Annotated in this window: 12 protein-coding genes; 8 read left to right on the forward strand and 4 right to left on the reverse strand. The window is 33.7% G+C overall.

The genetic code is table 11. The features are described from left to right. Positions 1-148: 148 nt before the first annotated feature. Both ACM55F_RS07020 and ACM55F_RS07025 read left to right on the forward strand, forming a co-directional pair. Positions 149-1,072, forward strand: coding sequence for a PfkB family carbohydrate kinase (locus tag ACM55F_RS07020; protein ID WP_416853089.1), 924 nt, complete (start codon positions 149-151; stop codon positions 1,070-1,072). A gap of 143 nt (positions 1,073-1,215) precedes the next feature. Then, entirely contained in the window at positions 1,216-3,114 is a 1,899-nt protein-coding gene (locus tag ACM55F_RS07025) for an amidophosphoribosyltransferase (RefSeq protein ID WP_416853090.1), read from the forward strand. Positions 3,115-3,392: 278 nt separating this feature from the next. On the opposite strand, the gene ACM55F_RS07030 is transcribed toward ACM55F_RS07025, so the two are convergent. Together ACM55F_RS07030 and ACM55F_RS07035 are read right to left on the reverse strand one after the other, a co-directional pair. After that, positions 3,393-4,001 carry a superoxide dismutase gene (locus tag ACM55F_RS07030; RefSeq protein WP_416853092.1) on the reverse strand — a complete coding sequence of 203 codons (609 nt, stop codon included), beginning with the start codon at positions 3,999-4,001 and terminating at the stop codon, positions 3,393-3,395. A 283-nt stretch (positions 4,002-4,284) separates the two neighbouring features. Then, a complete protein-coding gene (locus ACM55F_RS07035) occupies positions 4,285-4,968 on the reverse strand; it encodes a ComF family protein (protein WP_416853093.1) in 684 nt (227 codons plus the stop codon). A gap of 97 nt (positions 4,969-5,065) precedes the next feature. Between ACM55F_RS07035 and ACM55F_RS07040 the strand changes: the two genes are divergently transcribed. The 5 genes from ACM55F_RS07040 (at position 5,066) to ACM55F_RS07060 (ending at position 11,115) form a co-directional block, all read left to right on the forward strand. After that, positions 5,066-6,607 (forward strand): glycine--tRNA ligase, encoded by a 1,542-nt coding sequence (locus ACM55F_RS07040; protein ID WP_416853094.1) that lies wholly within the window; start codon positions 5,066-5,068, stop codon positions 6,605-6,607. Between the two features lie 380 nt (positions 6,608-6,987). Continuing rightward, a complete protein-coding gene (locus ACM55F_RS07045) occupies positions 6,988-7,800 on the forward strand; it encodes a LytR/AlgR family response regulator transcription factor (RefSeq protein ID WP_416853095.1) in 813 nt (270 codons plus the stop codon). 175 nt (positions 7,801-7,975) lie between these two features. Further along, positions 7,976-8,254: a 3-oxoacyl-ACP reductase gene (locus tag ACM55F_RS07050; RefSeq protein ID WP_416853096.1), complete on the forward strand. Its 279-nt coding sequence runs from the start codon at positions 7,976-7,978 to the stop codon at positions 8,252-8,254. 150 nt (positions 8,255-8,404) lie between these two features. Further along, entirely contained in the window at positions 8,405-10,423 is a 2,019-nt protein-coding gene (locus ACM55F_RS07055; RefSeq protein ID WP_416853097.1) for a tetratricopeptide repeat-containing sensor histidine kinase, read from the forward strand. Further along, positions 10,420-11,115: a response regulator gene (locus tag ACM55F_RS07060; protein ID WP_416853098.1), complete on the forward strand. Its 696-nt coding sequence runs from the start codon at positions 10,420-10,422 to the stop codon at positions 11,113-11,115. Before ACM55F_RS07055 ends, ACM55F_RS07060 begins: the two co-directional genes overlap by 4 nt. Positions 11,116-11,185: 70 nt before the next feature. Here ACM55F_RS07060 and thiL read toward each other — a convergent pair whose 3' ends face one another. Further along, complete coding sequence (gene thiL / locus ACM55F_RS07065) at positions 11,186-12,232, reverse strand: thiamine-phosphate kinase (RefSeq protein ID WP_039109402.1); 1,047 nt, start codon at positions 12,230-12,232, stop codon at positions 11,186-11,188. Positions 12,233-12,336: 104 nt separating this feature from the next. Here thiL and ACM55F_RS07070 point away from each other — a divergent pair, with 104 nt between their 5' ends. Further along, positions 12,337-13,269: a 1-phosphofructokinase family hexose kinase gene (locus tag ACM55F_RS07070; RefSeq protein ID WP_416853099.1), complete on the forward strand. Its 933-nt coding sequence runs from the start codon at positions 12,337-12,339 to the stop codon at positions 13,267-13,269. A gap of 78 nt (positions 13,270-13,347) precedes the next feature. Here the strand turns inward: ACM55F_RS07070 and lepA are convergent, their stop codons facing one another. Further along, positions 13,348-15,144 (reverse strand): translation elongation factor 4, encoded by a 1,797-nt coding sequence (gene lepA, locus ACM55F_RS07075; protein WP_416853100.1) that lies wholly within the window; start codon positions 15,142-15,144, stop codon positions 13,348-13,350. Between the last annotated feature and the right edge of the window lie 426 nt (positions 15,145-15,570).

Consider the following 15,570-nt stretch of genomic DNA (forward strand, 5'->3'; position numbering starts at 1 on the left):
ACCCTTTGCTATTTTATAACTTATGAACTATCTTTGCGCTTTATTTCCAAACACATAAAATGAAATGAGCTTAACATAGGTTTTTTATAAATATCAAATGTTAATAAGCGAATTCCATATTCCTTTAAAAAGAAAATAATATCTACGTATGAATAAATTATTGATTGTTGGAACTGTAGCTTTCGACGCAATTGAAACTCCTTTTGCAAAAACAGATAAAATCTTAGGCGGCGCAGCAACATACATCGGACTCTCAGCTTCTTATTTCAATTTACAATCGGCAATAGTTTCTGTAGTTGGCGATGATTTTCCACAAGAATATTTAGATTTATTAACCGCAAGAAATATAGATATTTCTGGTATTGAAGTTGTAAAAGGCGGAAAAACTTTCTTTTGGAGTGGTCGCTACCATAATGATTTAAATTCAAGAGACACTTTAGACACTCAATTAAACGTTTTGGCAGATTTTCAGCCAAAGGTTCCTCAAAATTTTAAAAATGCTGATGTGGTGATGTTAGGAAACTTGCATCCGTTAGTACAAAGCAGCGTTTTAGACCAAATGGAAACACAACCTAAATTGGTAGTTTTGGATACTATGAATTTTTGGATGGACTGTGCTTTACCGGAATTATTGGATGTGATTAAGCGTGTAGATGTTATTACCATAAATGATGAAGAAGCAAGACAACTTTCGGGAGAATATTCTCTAGTGAAAGCTGCTGCAAAAATTCATGCCATGGGACCAAAATACGTGGTGATTAAAAAAGGAGAACACGGTGCTTTATTGTTTCATAATAAAGAAGTTTTCTTTGCTCCGGCATTACCTTTAGAAGAAGTTTTTGATCCAACAGGAGCGGGAGACACTTTTGCAGGAGGATTTGCAGGATTTATTACACAGAGTGAAAATATTTCATTCGAAAACATGAAGAATGCAATTATTCAGGGTTCTAATTTAGCTTCATTTTGTGTAGAGAAATTTGGAACAGAAAGAATGATTGATTTAGATAAAGAAGAAGTGCTATCAAGATTGAAACAATTCAAATCATTGACACAATTTGATATAGAATTATAATGCTTAAACCTCGGAAACGAGGTTTTTTTTTAAATAAATTGGCAAGAAATTACAGGATTTAATTTTGGCCTAATTATAGATGTTCTTTTAAGGACAATAATTAGTGTATATCAACAAACACAACAACAAACAACAACAACACAATGAGCGACGCTTTACAACACGAATGTGGAATAGCCCTAGTTAGACTACTCAAACCGCTTGAATTTTACAAAGAAAAATACGGAACTGCTTTCTACGGAATACAAAAAATGTATCTCCTTATGGAAAAGCAACACAATCGCGGGCAAGACGGAGCTGGTTTTGCAAGTATAAAAATGGATGTTGAACCTGGTGAGCGATATATAAGTCGCGTGCGATCGAATCATTCTCAGCCTATTCAGGATGTGTTTAAACAAATAAATGAAAGAATAAATGAAGAAATGGCATCTCATCCTGAATATGCAGATGATGTTGCGCTTCAAAAAGAAAATATTCCTTATATAGGAGAGTTGTTTTTGGGACATGTGCGTTACGGAACTTTTGGAAAGAATAGTATCGAAAGCGTTCATCCATTTTTACGTCAAAGCAATTGGATGCATAGAAATCTGATATTGGCTGGAAATTTCAATATGACCAACGTGAAAGAACTTTTTCAAAATTTAGTAGAACTGGGTCAGCATCCAAAGGAAATGGCGGATACGGTTACAGTTATGGAAAAAATCGGACATTTTCTGGACAAAGAAGTGATGCAATTGTATCAAGATTGTAAAGAAGAAGGTTTGTCTAAAAGAGAAGCATCTCCGGTTATTGCGGAACGATTAGATATTGCTAAAATTTTAAGACGTTCTTCTAAAAATTTAGATGGAGGTTATGCAATGGCGGGACTTTTAGGACACGGAGATTCATTTGTGTTTAGAGACCCTGCAGGGATACGCCCAGCTTATTTTTATCAAGATGACGAGGTAGTTGTTGTAGCTTCTGAAAGACCGGTTATACAAACCGTTTTTAATGTGCCTTTCGAAAAAGTACAAGAAATAGAGCCAGGTAATGCATTAATAATTAAGAAGAACGGAACGGTTTCTATGCAGGAAATCCTTCCTCCAACGGTTAAAAAAGCATGTTCTTTTGAACGTATTTATTTTTCAAGAGGGAGTGATGCTGAAATCTATCAGGAAAGAAAAAATTTAGGAAAACTTATTTTGCCTGCTGTTTTGGAAGCGATAGACGAAGATACAGACAATACTGTTTTTTCTTATATTCCAAATACTGCTGAAACTTCCTTTTACGGATTAGTGGAAGCTGCTCAAGATTTTTTAAATCAAAGAAAGAACAATTACATTCTTGAAAACAGAAATACTTTAACGAAGGATTCTTTACAAGAATTACTTGCAGTAAAAATCCGTACGGAGAAAGTAGCGATTAAAGATGCGAAACTGAGAACATTTATTACGGAGGACAGTAGCCGTGATGACTTGGTTGCCCATGTTTATGATGTAACTTATGGCGTTATCAAACCAACAGACAATTTGGTAATTATTGATGACAGTATCGTGCGTGGAACTACGTTGAAAATGAGTATCATTAAGATGATGGATCGTTTGAATCCAAAACGAATAGTAATTGTTTCATCAGCACCACAAATTAGATATCCGGATTGTTACGGAATTGATATGGCTAAACTGGAAGGTTTAGTGGCATTTAAAGCAGCTTTGGAGTTACTAAAAGAGAGAAACTTATACCACATTGTTGATGAGGTATATTTGAAATGTAAAGCACAGGAAAATTACATTGACAGTGAAGTTGTAAATTATGTAACGGCAATCTATGAGCCTTTTCAACCACAAGAAGTTTCAAACAAAATTGCCGAAATGTTAAGCTCTCCTGAAATCAAGGCTGAAGTGAAAATAATATTCCAAACAGTAGAAGATTTACATATTGCTTGTCCTAAAAACTTAGGGGATTGGTATTTTACTGGAGATTATCCTACACCTGGAGGAAATCGAGTAGTAAATCGAGCATTTATGAATTTTTACGAAGGAAAAGATGCTAGAGCATACTAATAAATGAGTGAATTTAGTTCTTAATCGGTTTTATGTGTTGTTTGTCTAATTTATTTGTTTTGATTAAACAACTACTATAAATTTGAATCACCATAACATTAGTAGGTTAAGTTTATGGTAGATTTGGGGCAAAAAAGGTGGAAGAGATTCCACCTTTTTTATTGGAATAAAGTCAAGGATTTTTATAAAAGAGAAAAAGATAATGGACAAAAAAATAGACGAACAAACTTTTGAAAAAGTCTATTCGTCTATCATCTAAAAGTCTATTGCCTTTCTGACTATTTCTCTAAAGCGTATCTTCTGGCTACTTCAGTCCAGTTAATTACATTGAAAAAAGCTTCAATATAATCTGGTCTTCTGTTTTGATAATGCAAGTAATAAGCATGTTCCCAAACATCCATTCCTAAAATTGGAGTTCCGCCACAACCTACACCTGGCATCAAAGGATTGTCTTGGTTAGGAGTGCCGCAAACATCTACTTTTCCACCATTATGAACACAAAGCCAAGCCCATCCTGAACCAAATTGAGTAGCTCCAGCTTTACTGAAACTAGCTTTAAATTCTTCAAAAGTTCCAAAAGCTGCTTCGATAGCAGTCAATAAATCTCCAGTTGGAAGTCCACCACCATTTGGCGTCATAACAGTCCAATATAGATTATGATTGTAAAAACCACCGCCGTTGTTACGAACTGGCATGTTTTTCATGTCAAGATTAATCAAAATATTTTCAATCGTCTTACCTTCCATATCCGTCCCTGCAATAGCAGCATTTACGTTGGTAATGTAAGCGTTATGATGTTTTGTATGATGAATTTCCATCGTGCGTGCATCAATATAAGGTTCTAATGCGTCATACGCATAAGGTAATTGTGGTAATTCAAAAGCCATAATATGATTGTTTAATGATTTATAATAATTTATTCAAATTTATACATTTAAGTTTGGAATCGGAAATTCTATTTCGTTATAATTTCATTAAATTAATTGATAGTGTGCTCTTTGGAATTGTAACAGACTTGTTTTCAGGAGCTGTTTCCTGCTTTCCACTGCAATCTTTTTATGCGCCGAAAAGGCGGATAAAAAGGATTTTCGTTGCAATCAGGGCTAAAAACGACTGTGTTTTATAGCACTATTTTGATTTTAATACAAAATTAGGTTTAGAATTTTTTTATCAGGATTGTGCCATAGCCATGCAAACTATACTAATTTTAACACCTGGAATTTTCAATAATGCACGAGAACAAGCTTCTAATGTGGCTCCGGTTGTTATGACGTCATCAATTAAAAGAAAATGTTTATTGTGATTTTTTTCCGTAAAGGAAACATCAAAAATAGTTTCGATTCCTTCCGTTCTTCCCAAAAGGGTTTTCTTGGATTGGGTTTTTGAATATACATTCCGAATCAACAGCGAGTCATTATAAACTACATTTAAACTCGAAGAAAGCGCTTTTCCAAAAGCGGTAACTTGATTGTATCCTCTTTCTTTTAACTTTTTTCGGTGCAATGGAACTGGAATAATTTCATCTACAGATTGTAATAATTCGATCGTTTTTAAATCCTCGGCGTACCATTCGCCAAGAATTGTTCCTATTTTCTCGTGTCCTTTGTATTTTAAATTATGAATGAGCTCTTGGACGATTCCTTTTTTATGAAAATAAAATAATGCTGAGGTATGAAGTACAGGAATTCGTCCGTAAAACTTTTTGAAAGCATCATTCTCTGGATTTAAATGATGATTCGTCAACGGAATATTGTGTCTGCAAACCGTACAAATCACATTTTCATTGGTCAATAAAAAGGAGCTGCAACCGGAACAGACTTTTGGAAAAAAGAGATTTATAATGCTTTCAAACATATAATCAAGGATTTATTTATAAAAATAGACAAATCAATGCTTCAATCTTTAACAATTTTCTTTTTTTTAAGTTCACTTTTTATATTTTTGCACTATTATGGCAAAACAAGAAGATTTATTTAAGAATGTAATTTCGCACGCAAAAGAATACGGATTTATTTTTCCGTCAAGCGAAATATACGATGGTTTAAGTGCAGTCTATGATTATGCACAAAACGGAGTAGAGTTAAAAAAGAACATACGCGAATATTGGTGGAAAGCAATGGTTCAAATGAACGATAACATTGTTGGTCTTGACGCGGCAATATTGATGCATCCAACCACTTGGAAAGCATCTGGTCACGTAGATGCCTTCAATGATCCATTGATCGATAATAAAGATTCGAAAAGAAGATATAGAGCTGATGTCTTGATTGAAGATTATGCCGAAAAGCTAAATCAAAAAGCAATCAAAGAAATCGAAAAAGCACGTGCTCGTTTTGGTGAAGCTTTCAACGAACAGGAATTTGTGACTACAAATGCCCGTGTTATGGAGTACAAAGCCAAAGAAAGAGAAATTCTGGAAAGAATGGCTCGTTCTTTAGGTAATGAAGATCTTGAAGATGTAAAAGCACTAATTGAAGAATTAGAAATAGCTTGCCCAGAATCGGGTTCAAGAAATTGGACTGAAGTGCGTCAATTCAACTTGATGTTCGGTACTAAATTAGGAGCTTCTGCAGATTCTGCAATGGATTTGTATTTACGTCCGGAAACGGCTCAAGGTATTTTTGTGAATTTCTTGAATGTGCAAAAATCAGGAAGAATGAAAATTCCTTTTGGAATTGCACAAACAGGGAAGGCCTTTAGAAACGAGATTGTAGCAAGACAATTTATTTTCCGTATGCGGGAATTTGAACAAATGGAAATGCAATTTTTTGTGCGTCCAGGCGATGAAATGAGATGGTACGAACATTGGAAAACAGCTAGACTTAACTGGCATTTGTCACTTGGTTTAGGAAGAGAGAATTATCGTTTTCACGATCATGAGAAATTAGCACATTATGCTAATGCAGCGGCTGATATTGAGTTTAACTTTCCTTTTGGATTCAAAGAATTAGAAGGAATTCACTCGCGTACTGATTTCGATTTGAAAGCACATGAACAATTCTCAGGTAGAAAATTACAGTATTTTGATGCTGAATTGAATCAGAATTATGTACCTTATGTAGTGGAAACTTCTGTAGGATTAGATAGAATGTTCTTGGCAGTTTTTGCAACTTCATTAAAAGAAGAAACTTTAGAAGATGGTTCAACAAGAACAGTTTTAAAATTACCGGCAGTTTTAGCGCCAACAAAAGCGGCGATTTTGCCATTGGTTAAAAAAGACGGTTTGCCAGAAATCGCACACAAAATCATTGACGATTTACGTTGGGATTTCAACGTGGCGTATGACGAAAAAGATGCGGTAGGAAGACGTTATAGAAGACAAGATGCGTTGGGCACTCCTTTTTGTATTACTGTGGATCATCAAACTATCGAGGATCAAACCGTAACGATTCGTCATAGAGATACAATGAAACAAGACCGTGTTAAAATCACGGATTTGAAATCAATTATTGAGAATGAAGTTTCGATGAAAAATTGGTTGATGAAAATGTAATTATTTTTTTTCTTTATATAAGAAAAGCTTTCCGAAACGGAGAGCTTTTTTTTTAAACATAATCTATGGATTCTATTTTTTTAGTGCATAAATCATTATACATTAGATTTTGGACGTCTCTAAATCACATATTTATGCGCTTTATCGGATTTATTTGCGCTTCATCTTAATGTATCAACATTTATTAAAAACATATTAACAACATCTGTTAAAAAATGGTTAAATGCTTATTTTTAGACGATTAAATAAGAGTTTTTATGCAATATTTTATGCTTTTTTTTAATTAGTTTCCCAAAACTACCAATATTACTTAATAATTTGAAGTGCATTTTACTTTGGAAATCGGATGTTATGCCTAACAATTTTAGGAATAGCCATTGATGAATTACTCGTACATTATTATTGACGATGATCAAGAAAGTGTTTCGAAAACGAAAGCCATTGCTGATAGTTTTTCGGAGCTTACTTTTGTGGCATCAGCAAATAATTACACGGATGGCTTAAATCTTATTTTAGAACACACTCCTCAATTAGTTTTTCTTGAAATTGACCCTGCCAATGCGGCCAGTAATTTATCGTTAATACTCATTAATGAGTTGTATCGGTACCTTAAAGTAATCCCGAAGATTATTGTTACTACCACTAAGAAAGATTTGGCTTTTGAAGCTATTCAATATGAAGTGGCAGATTATTTATTAAAACCATTAGCACGTATCGATATTGTAAAATCAATTTTAAAATTGAACAAATCGAATAACGCAGAAGAAGTTCTTTCGAAACAATCACCAACTCTTGATAAAGAACCTTTAGTTTCGGTTAGACATGAAACGCCAAATCAAGAACAGCCTCTTATTTTATGTATAAAATCATATGGTGATTATAGGTATATAGATGCTAAAGATATTTGCTATTTCCAAGCGGATAATAATTCTACTGACATACATCTAAATAATGGTGAAATGATAACTGCTTTCAAAACTTTAAAGCATTTTGAAGGAATTTTATCTTTCCCTTTTATTAGAATTCATAACAGTTATATTGTGAACAGAAATTATATTTCTAGAATTCATACGGGAAATACGGTATGTTACATTAAAAACACCACTACAAAGCTTCCTTTCTCCAAATCGTATAAGGCAAATGTTGACCTTATTATTTCCGATTTCTCTAACGGAAATTACTTGGAAATTTAAAAAATAGTCATTTACCATAATTTGAGTATCATTCACTACCAAACGGCTATGTTCTACCATAAACGCCTTTTTTTGTAGGAAATTTTAAGAATGCTTATGTAGTTTTACTAAACAATTTCCTGCAAAAGGAAGCGAAAAATAAGTAAAAAACATAACACCATAAAAATCCCAAATTATGAAAAAAGCAATCTTAACAATCGGTTTATTCTCTTTAGTAATGATCTTAACATCATTCACTACACCAGAAACAAATAACACTGTAAAATCTGATACTAATGTTAATATTATTGGAGGAAACTCAGCAGGAGGAAATGTTAAAATAGATATCATTGGAGGAAATTCAGCAGGAGGAAATGTTAAAATAGATATCATTGGAGGAAACTCAGCAGGAGGAAATGTTAAAGTGGATATCATTGGAGGAAACTCAGCAGGAGGAAATGTTAAAGTAGATTAACATTTCAAATAATCTTCTTAAATAAATATTAAGGTTGCCAATTTATTTGGTAACCTTTTTTTATGTCAATAGTTTTATTTTACTATTTTTGGTTAAATTCATTAGCGGCTATTGAAAAATAAATACTACATACTTATATTATCGTTTCTGATGTGTGTTTTTTTTGGTTGTTCCAAAAAAAACACAAAGAAAATTCCTATTACTTCATCAGAGGATAGTCTTTCATCTTATTTTTCATTGGCAAATGATTTTAGTTTGCCTCGCCAAAAAAGACAAGAATATAATCAGAAAGCGTTTGATATTGTTGTGAATCATGAGAATGATTCGTTAAACCGAGTCAATCTGTTCAAAGTAGCCAATCGATATTATAATATAAATAATTGGAAAGATTTTAGTAAAGCGGTACATCTTGTTTTAAAGAAGTCAGAAAGTGCTAAGGATACTATAAATATAGCAAAAGCCTTTACCTATTTAGGGGATTATTATGAGTCGCAAGCAATAACAGACAGCGCTTTTTTGTTTTATTATAAAGCAGAAAAGATGTATAATAAGCTAAGTGATAATATTAATTTAAGTAAAGCACTAATAAATAAAGCAACTTTGCAATTTAAGTCAGGAGATTTTTTAGGAAGTGAAAAGGCAGTTTTTAATGTATTGAGAATAATTAAAGGAGAAAAACAAGTAAATAGTATTTTATACGATGCTTATAATCTTTTAGGTATAACGTATAGTGAACTTGGGGAATTTGACAAAGCTATTGAATATAATAATAAAGCATTATCAGTTATTGATGATGAAATTATACCCGTAGAGTTTCAGTCTAGAGCCACTTCTTATAATAATATTGGTTTTCTCTATCTAAATTCGCAAAAGTACATACTTGCAAAAGAATATTTTCAAAAGGGATTAGAACAAAAAAAGCTAAATATTCAAAAACCAGCATTGTATGCAATGTTATTAGATAATTTAGCATATTCAAAATTTAAATTGAAAGATTCAGATAGACTCCCGGAACTTTTTTATGAATCACTTAAACTGAGAGATAGTCTTCAATTGACTTCAGGAATATTTGTTAATAAAATCCATTTATCAGAATATTTTTCTTCAAGAAAGGATACTATCAAAGCTCTAAAGTATTCTAAAGAAGCACTTTTACTATCACGAGAAACCAAAAACTCTCGTGATATTTTAGTTGCACTGAAACAATTAGCTGTTATACAACCCCAAAAAGCTTCTGTTTATTCAAAAGAATATATTCGAATCAACGAAGAGCTGCAAAAAGCAGAACGAAAAATTGGTGATAAATTCTCTCGTATAGAATATGAAACAGATCAAATAAAAGGTGAGAATACGGATCTGGAAACTAAAAATAGGAATTTATTATTTGGGTTTAGTGCTTTCACGATGTTAGGTTTATTTCTGTATATTATTAAAGCTCAAAAAACTAAAAACAGAGAATTGTTGTTCAAACAAGAGCAACAAAAAGTCAATGAGGAAATTTATAATTTAATGATTTCACAGCAAAGCACTATTGAAACGAATAGAATTGTGGAGAAAAAAAGAGTCGCACAAGAGTTACATGATGGAGTACTAGGAAGAATGTTTGGAGTACGAATGAACTTAGATGGTTTAAATAAATTCAATGATGAAATGGCCGTTAATCAAAGAAATAGTTATTTATCAGAGTTAAAAAATATAGAGCAGGATATTCGTGAAATTTCACATGATTTGAATAGAGAAAAATCAGAATTAATTAATAACTTCGTTGCGATTGTAAATAATTTATTTGAAGAACAAAAAAAGACATTTGAACCAAAATTAGTTACTATTATTGATTCAGCCATAAAATGGGAGTCGTTAAGTAATGCAGTTAAAATAAATTTATACCGAATTATTCAGGAGTCACTTCAAAATATTAATAAGTATGCTAACGCAAATACTATTAAAGTTGAAATCAAGAAAAAAGGAGATGATTTATTTTTGTCAATAAATGATGATGGAGTTGGGTTTAACGTAAACAAAGCTAAAAGAGGTATTGGTATACAAAACATACAATCCCGAACAAATGAATGTGACGGAACGGTAGAAATCAAATCAAATAAAGGAGAAGGGACAACCATTACAATTACAGTCCCAATAGAACAGAAACAAATACTTACAGAGAAATGACAATTGCCTCAACTGAAAAGACAATGATTCAAAATAATATATTAATAGTTGATGATCACCCTTTTATTATTGAAGGGTATAAAAATGCAATTACAAGATATAATCCTAAGGATTTTCAGTTTTTTATTAGTCAGGCTAAAGACTGTAAATCAGCATATGATTTGATTACAAATCCTGATACTTTAGCTTTTGACATCGCTTTTTTAGATATTAGTATGCCGCCTTATGAAGAAAAAGGTATTTATTCTGGGGAAGATTTGGCTAAATTGATTAATGAAACCATGCCTACTTGCAAAATCATTTTGCTGACTATGTATACAGAATTGCTTAAAATAAAAACTATTATAAGTACTATAAACCCAAACGGATTAGTAATAAAAAACGATCTGACATTTGATGAATTACTTTTTGCTTTTGATAAAGTCATAAATAATAAAATCTATTACAGTCAGTCCGTTCAAAAAATGTTAGACTTGGCAGAAAAGGATACAATAGAAATTGATCAATTTGATAAACAAATTTTATTTCATTTGTCAAAAGGTACTAAGCTGAATGAGATTCCGCAATACATTCCAATATCTTTGGGCGCAATAGAAAGAAGAAAGTTAAACCTAAAAGAATTATTGAAAATTGTAGATGGAAGCGATATTGATTTAATTCGCGAGGCAAAAAATCAAGGATTGCTTTTTTAGCTATTAAATGAACTTCAAATAAAAAACGACACTCTCACAAGTGTCGTTTTTTGTTGGTTTAATGTATACTTTATTCGCTCAAAGCATCCCAGCCACGGGCTTTTAAAGCAATTTTTGTATTGGCACGAGTAACTAAATGAATGCCTTCACTTTCTTGTGTCATGTGGCCAATAATAGTGAAATTTGGATTGCCTTTTATTTTTTCAAAATCTTCCATGGCAATAGTAAAAAGCAATTCGTAATCTTCTCCTCCGTTTATCGCAACGGTTGTACTGTCGATATTGAATTCTTCACAAACATTAATAAATTGTGGATCGATTGGTAATTTGTCCTCATATAAATTACAACCCACTTTAGACTGTTTGCACAAATGCATAATTTCCGATGACAATCCATCTGAAATATCAATCATTGAAGTTGGTTTTATTTCCAAAGCGTGCAATAAAGTACGGACATCTTTTCTGGCTTCTGGTTTCAATTGACGTTCTATCAAATACGTATACGCATCCAAATCTGGTTGTGAATTTGGATTAACCTGAAAAACTTGCTTTTCTCTTTCTAAAACTTGCAATCCCATATAAGCAGCTCCAATATCTCCAGTAACAACCAATAAATCAGTTTGTTTGGCGCCATTTCTATATACGATTTCTTCTTCATCAGCTTCGCCAATAGCAGTTATACTGATGATTAATCCTTTTTGAGATGAAGTCGTATCACCACCTATAACATCTACATTATATTCACGGGCTGCATGTGTAATTCCTGCAAATAATTCATCTAATGCTTCCAAAGGAAAACGATTGGATACTGCAATGGAAACCGTTATTTGTGTTGGTTTGGCATTCATGGCACAAATGTCAGAAACATTGACCACGACAGCTTTATAGCCCAAATGTTTTAGCGGCATGTATGCCAAATCGAAATGCACACCTTCAATCAACAAATCAGTTGAAACGACTACTTTTTTATCTTTGAAGTCCAAAACAGCAGCATCATCCCCAATTCCTTTTAAAGTCGAAGGTTGATTGATTTCAAAGTTTTTTGTCAAATGGTCTATCAATCCAAATTCTCCTAATTGTGCGATACTTGTACGTTGTGGGGTTTTATCTTCAATCATTTTTTTGTTGTTTTGAGGTTGCAAATATACAAAGAAATTTTCGCCTTGAATTGTATCAATTTTCGCCATTTTTTCGCATCTTTAAGTTATTAAATTCATAAACAATGGAATCATTTGATATCGTTACTATAACAGTTAATCCTGCTTTGGACAAAAGTGCTCATTTCAAAGGTTTGGTAGCTGAACAAAAAATTCGATGTGAAGAACCGCGATATGACGCCGGAGGAGGTGGAGTGAATGTCTCTAAGGCGATTTCTCGATTAGGGGGAACGTCTTTAGCTGTATTTACTTCTGGTGGGCCAATGGGTAAAATGCTTGAGGAATTGGTGGCTAAAGAATCAGTTGAATTTAAAGCAATCGAAGTCCAGACTTGGACAAGGGAAAGTTTTGTCGCTGTGGATGACAACACCAATTCACAATACCGATTTGGGTTTACGGGCGGAAAAATTACGGCAGAAGAAAGTAATAGAATATTAGAAACCATAGCTAATTTTAAACTAAAATTCCTAGTAGCCAGTGGTAGTTTGAATGAAGGTTTATCAGTAGATTTTTATCAGAAAATTGCTGAAATCGCAAAAAAATCAAATGCTAAATTAATTGTGGACACCTCTGGTGAATCATTAAAAAAAGCATTAGAAATTGGTGTTTATATGATCAAACCCAATGTTGGAGAACTGGCAAAATTAATAGGTGTGGAGCGATTGGAACTGGAAGAAGTAAACGAAGCCGCAAAACAAATAATTGCTAAAGGCGGCGCCGAAATCGTAGTCGTTTCCCTTGGTCCACAAGGTGCAGTTTTGGTAACAAAAGATTCTTATGAGTTTGTTCCAGCTCCTAATGTTGCCAAAAAAAGCACAGTAGGTGCCGGTGACAGTATGGTTGGTGGGATGGTTTGGGCACTTTCGCAAAATAAAAGCATGAAAGAAGTTATCCGTTGGGGTGTAGCCTGTGGATCAGCAGCAACGATGAATGAAGGAACCCAATTGTTCAAATTCGAAGATGCAAAACGATTATTTGATTGGTTGAAGGATAAATAAAAACAAAGAAACCTGACAATTTTCATCATCAGGTTTTTATCTTAATACTTTGTCTTAAATCTTAATACTCAAAAAATACTAGTCATTCAACTTCAAAACAGCCATAAACGCTTCTTGTGGGATTTCAACATTTCCAACCAGTCTCATACGTTTTTTACCTTTTTTCTGTTTTTCCAATAATTTACGTTTACGGGAAATATCTCCACCATAACATTTGGCGGTAACGTCTTTACGTAACGCTTTTATCGTTTCACGAGAAATCACTTTTACCCCGATAGCAGCTTGAACAGGAATGTCAAATTGTTGGCGTGGTATTAATTCTTTCAGTTTTTCACACATTTTTTTACCAATAGAATACGCATTATCGGCATGCATCAAGGATGATAAAGCATCCACAATCGTTGCGTTCAATAAGATGTCTACTTTAACCAAATTAGAAGTTCGCATCCCAATAGGTGTGTAGTCAAAGGAAGCATATCCTTTAGAAACTGTTTTCAAACGGTCGTAAAAATCAAATACAATCTCTGCCAACGGCATATCAAAAGTCAACTCTACGCGTTCCGTAGTCAAATACGTTTGATTCGTAATCAACCCCCGTTTTTCTATACACAAGCTCATTACATTTCCAACATAATCAGATTTGGTAATGATAGTTGCTTTAATAAAAGGTTCTTCAACATGGTCTAAACGAGAAGGCTCCGGCAAGTCCGAAGGATTGTTTACTATAAGTGGTGTTGTAGGATCTTTTTTGGTGTAAGCCAAATAGGAAACGTTGGGAACGGTAGTAATTACAGTCATGTTGAACTCACGCTCCAAACGCTCCTGGATAATTTCCATGTGCAACATTCCCAAGAATCCGCAACGGAAACCAAATCCCAAAGCTGCCGAACTTTCCGGTAAAAATACTAATGAAGCATCATTCAACTGCAGTTTTTCCATAGAGTTTCTCAACTCTTCATAATCTTCAGTATCCACAGGATAAATCCCTGCAAAAACCATTGGTTTTACATCTTCAAAACCATGAATTATATTTGTTGTTGGCGTTTTTGCATCCGTCAACGTATCTCCTACTTTTACTTCTTTTGCTTCTTTAATTCCAGAAATTAAATACCCAACATCTCCTGCTGAAATGACTTGTTTCGGAACTTGGTTTAGTTTCAAAGTACCAATCTCGTCCGCAAAATATTCGTTTCCGGTAGCCATGAATTTAATCTTCTGGCCTTTTTTAATCTGTCCATTTTTCACACGAAAAATAACTTCGATTCCTCGAAACGGATTGTAGTGCGAGTCAAAAATCAACGCTTGTAAAGGTTCGTCAACATTTCCTGATGGAGGCGGAATTCTTTCAATAATTGCTGCCAAAATATTTTCTACACCCAAACCAGTTTTACCTGAAGCATGAATAATATCTTCCAGTTTGCAACCTAATAAGTCTACGATATCATCACTTACTTCCTCTGGATTGGCACTTGGTAAATCCACTTTATTCAAAACCGGAATAATTTCCAAGTCATTCTCTAGAGCCAAATATAAATTCGAAATTGTTTGTGCCTGGATACTTTGCGCTGCATCTACAATCAAAAGTGCGCCTTCACAAGCCGCAATTGAACGAGAAACCTCATACGAAAAATCCACGTGTCCCGGAGTATCAATCAAATTCAGGATGTATTCTTGTCCTTTATACGTGTATTCCATCTGGATTGCGTGACTCTTAATCGTAATCCCACGTTCGCGTTCCAAGTCCATGTTATCAAGCAATTGCGCTTTTTCTTCACGAGCGGTAACGGTTTGTGTGGCACCAAGTAATCGGTCAGCAAGTGTGCTTTTCCCGTGATCAATATGTGCAATAATGCAAAAATTCCTTATGTGTTTCATTTTCTGTTTATATCAAATTTATTTTGGTTTACCCTGAATTTATTTCAGTGCGTGACCACAAGGGTCGGGCTATCCGTTTCAAGTCCTCGCAAAGTTCCGCTGTCGCTGCACTTTGCTGTGGGCTTTCCACTGCTATCCCTCACGCAAAAACCAATTTATTTTAAATTACCTGACAGCCACTGGCTGTCCTCCTCTTAATCTCAAATCTCACGCTAAACTACCGCTTGTCACAAAAGCTAGTTTGGAAAGCGACAATTAATCTGCAAATATACGCTAAATTCAACAGTTTCAAAGTCTCAAAACAGCAAACTAGTCGGTTTGTATAAAGTCTTTCCGTATTTAATAAACTAGCCCAATAGCTTTTAACATAATTATCTAAAATCACGAGTCTATTCGTCTATTATCTTTAAGTTTATTATCGTTTCG

This window comes from Flavobacterium melibiosi, assembly GCF_048158545.1.
Taxonomy (GTDB): Bacteria; Bacteroidota; Bacteroidia; order Flavobacteriales; family Flavobacteriaceae; genus Flavobacterium; species Flavobacterium melibiosi.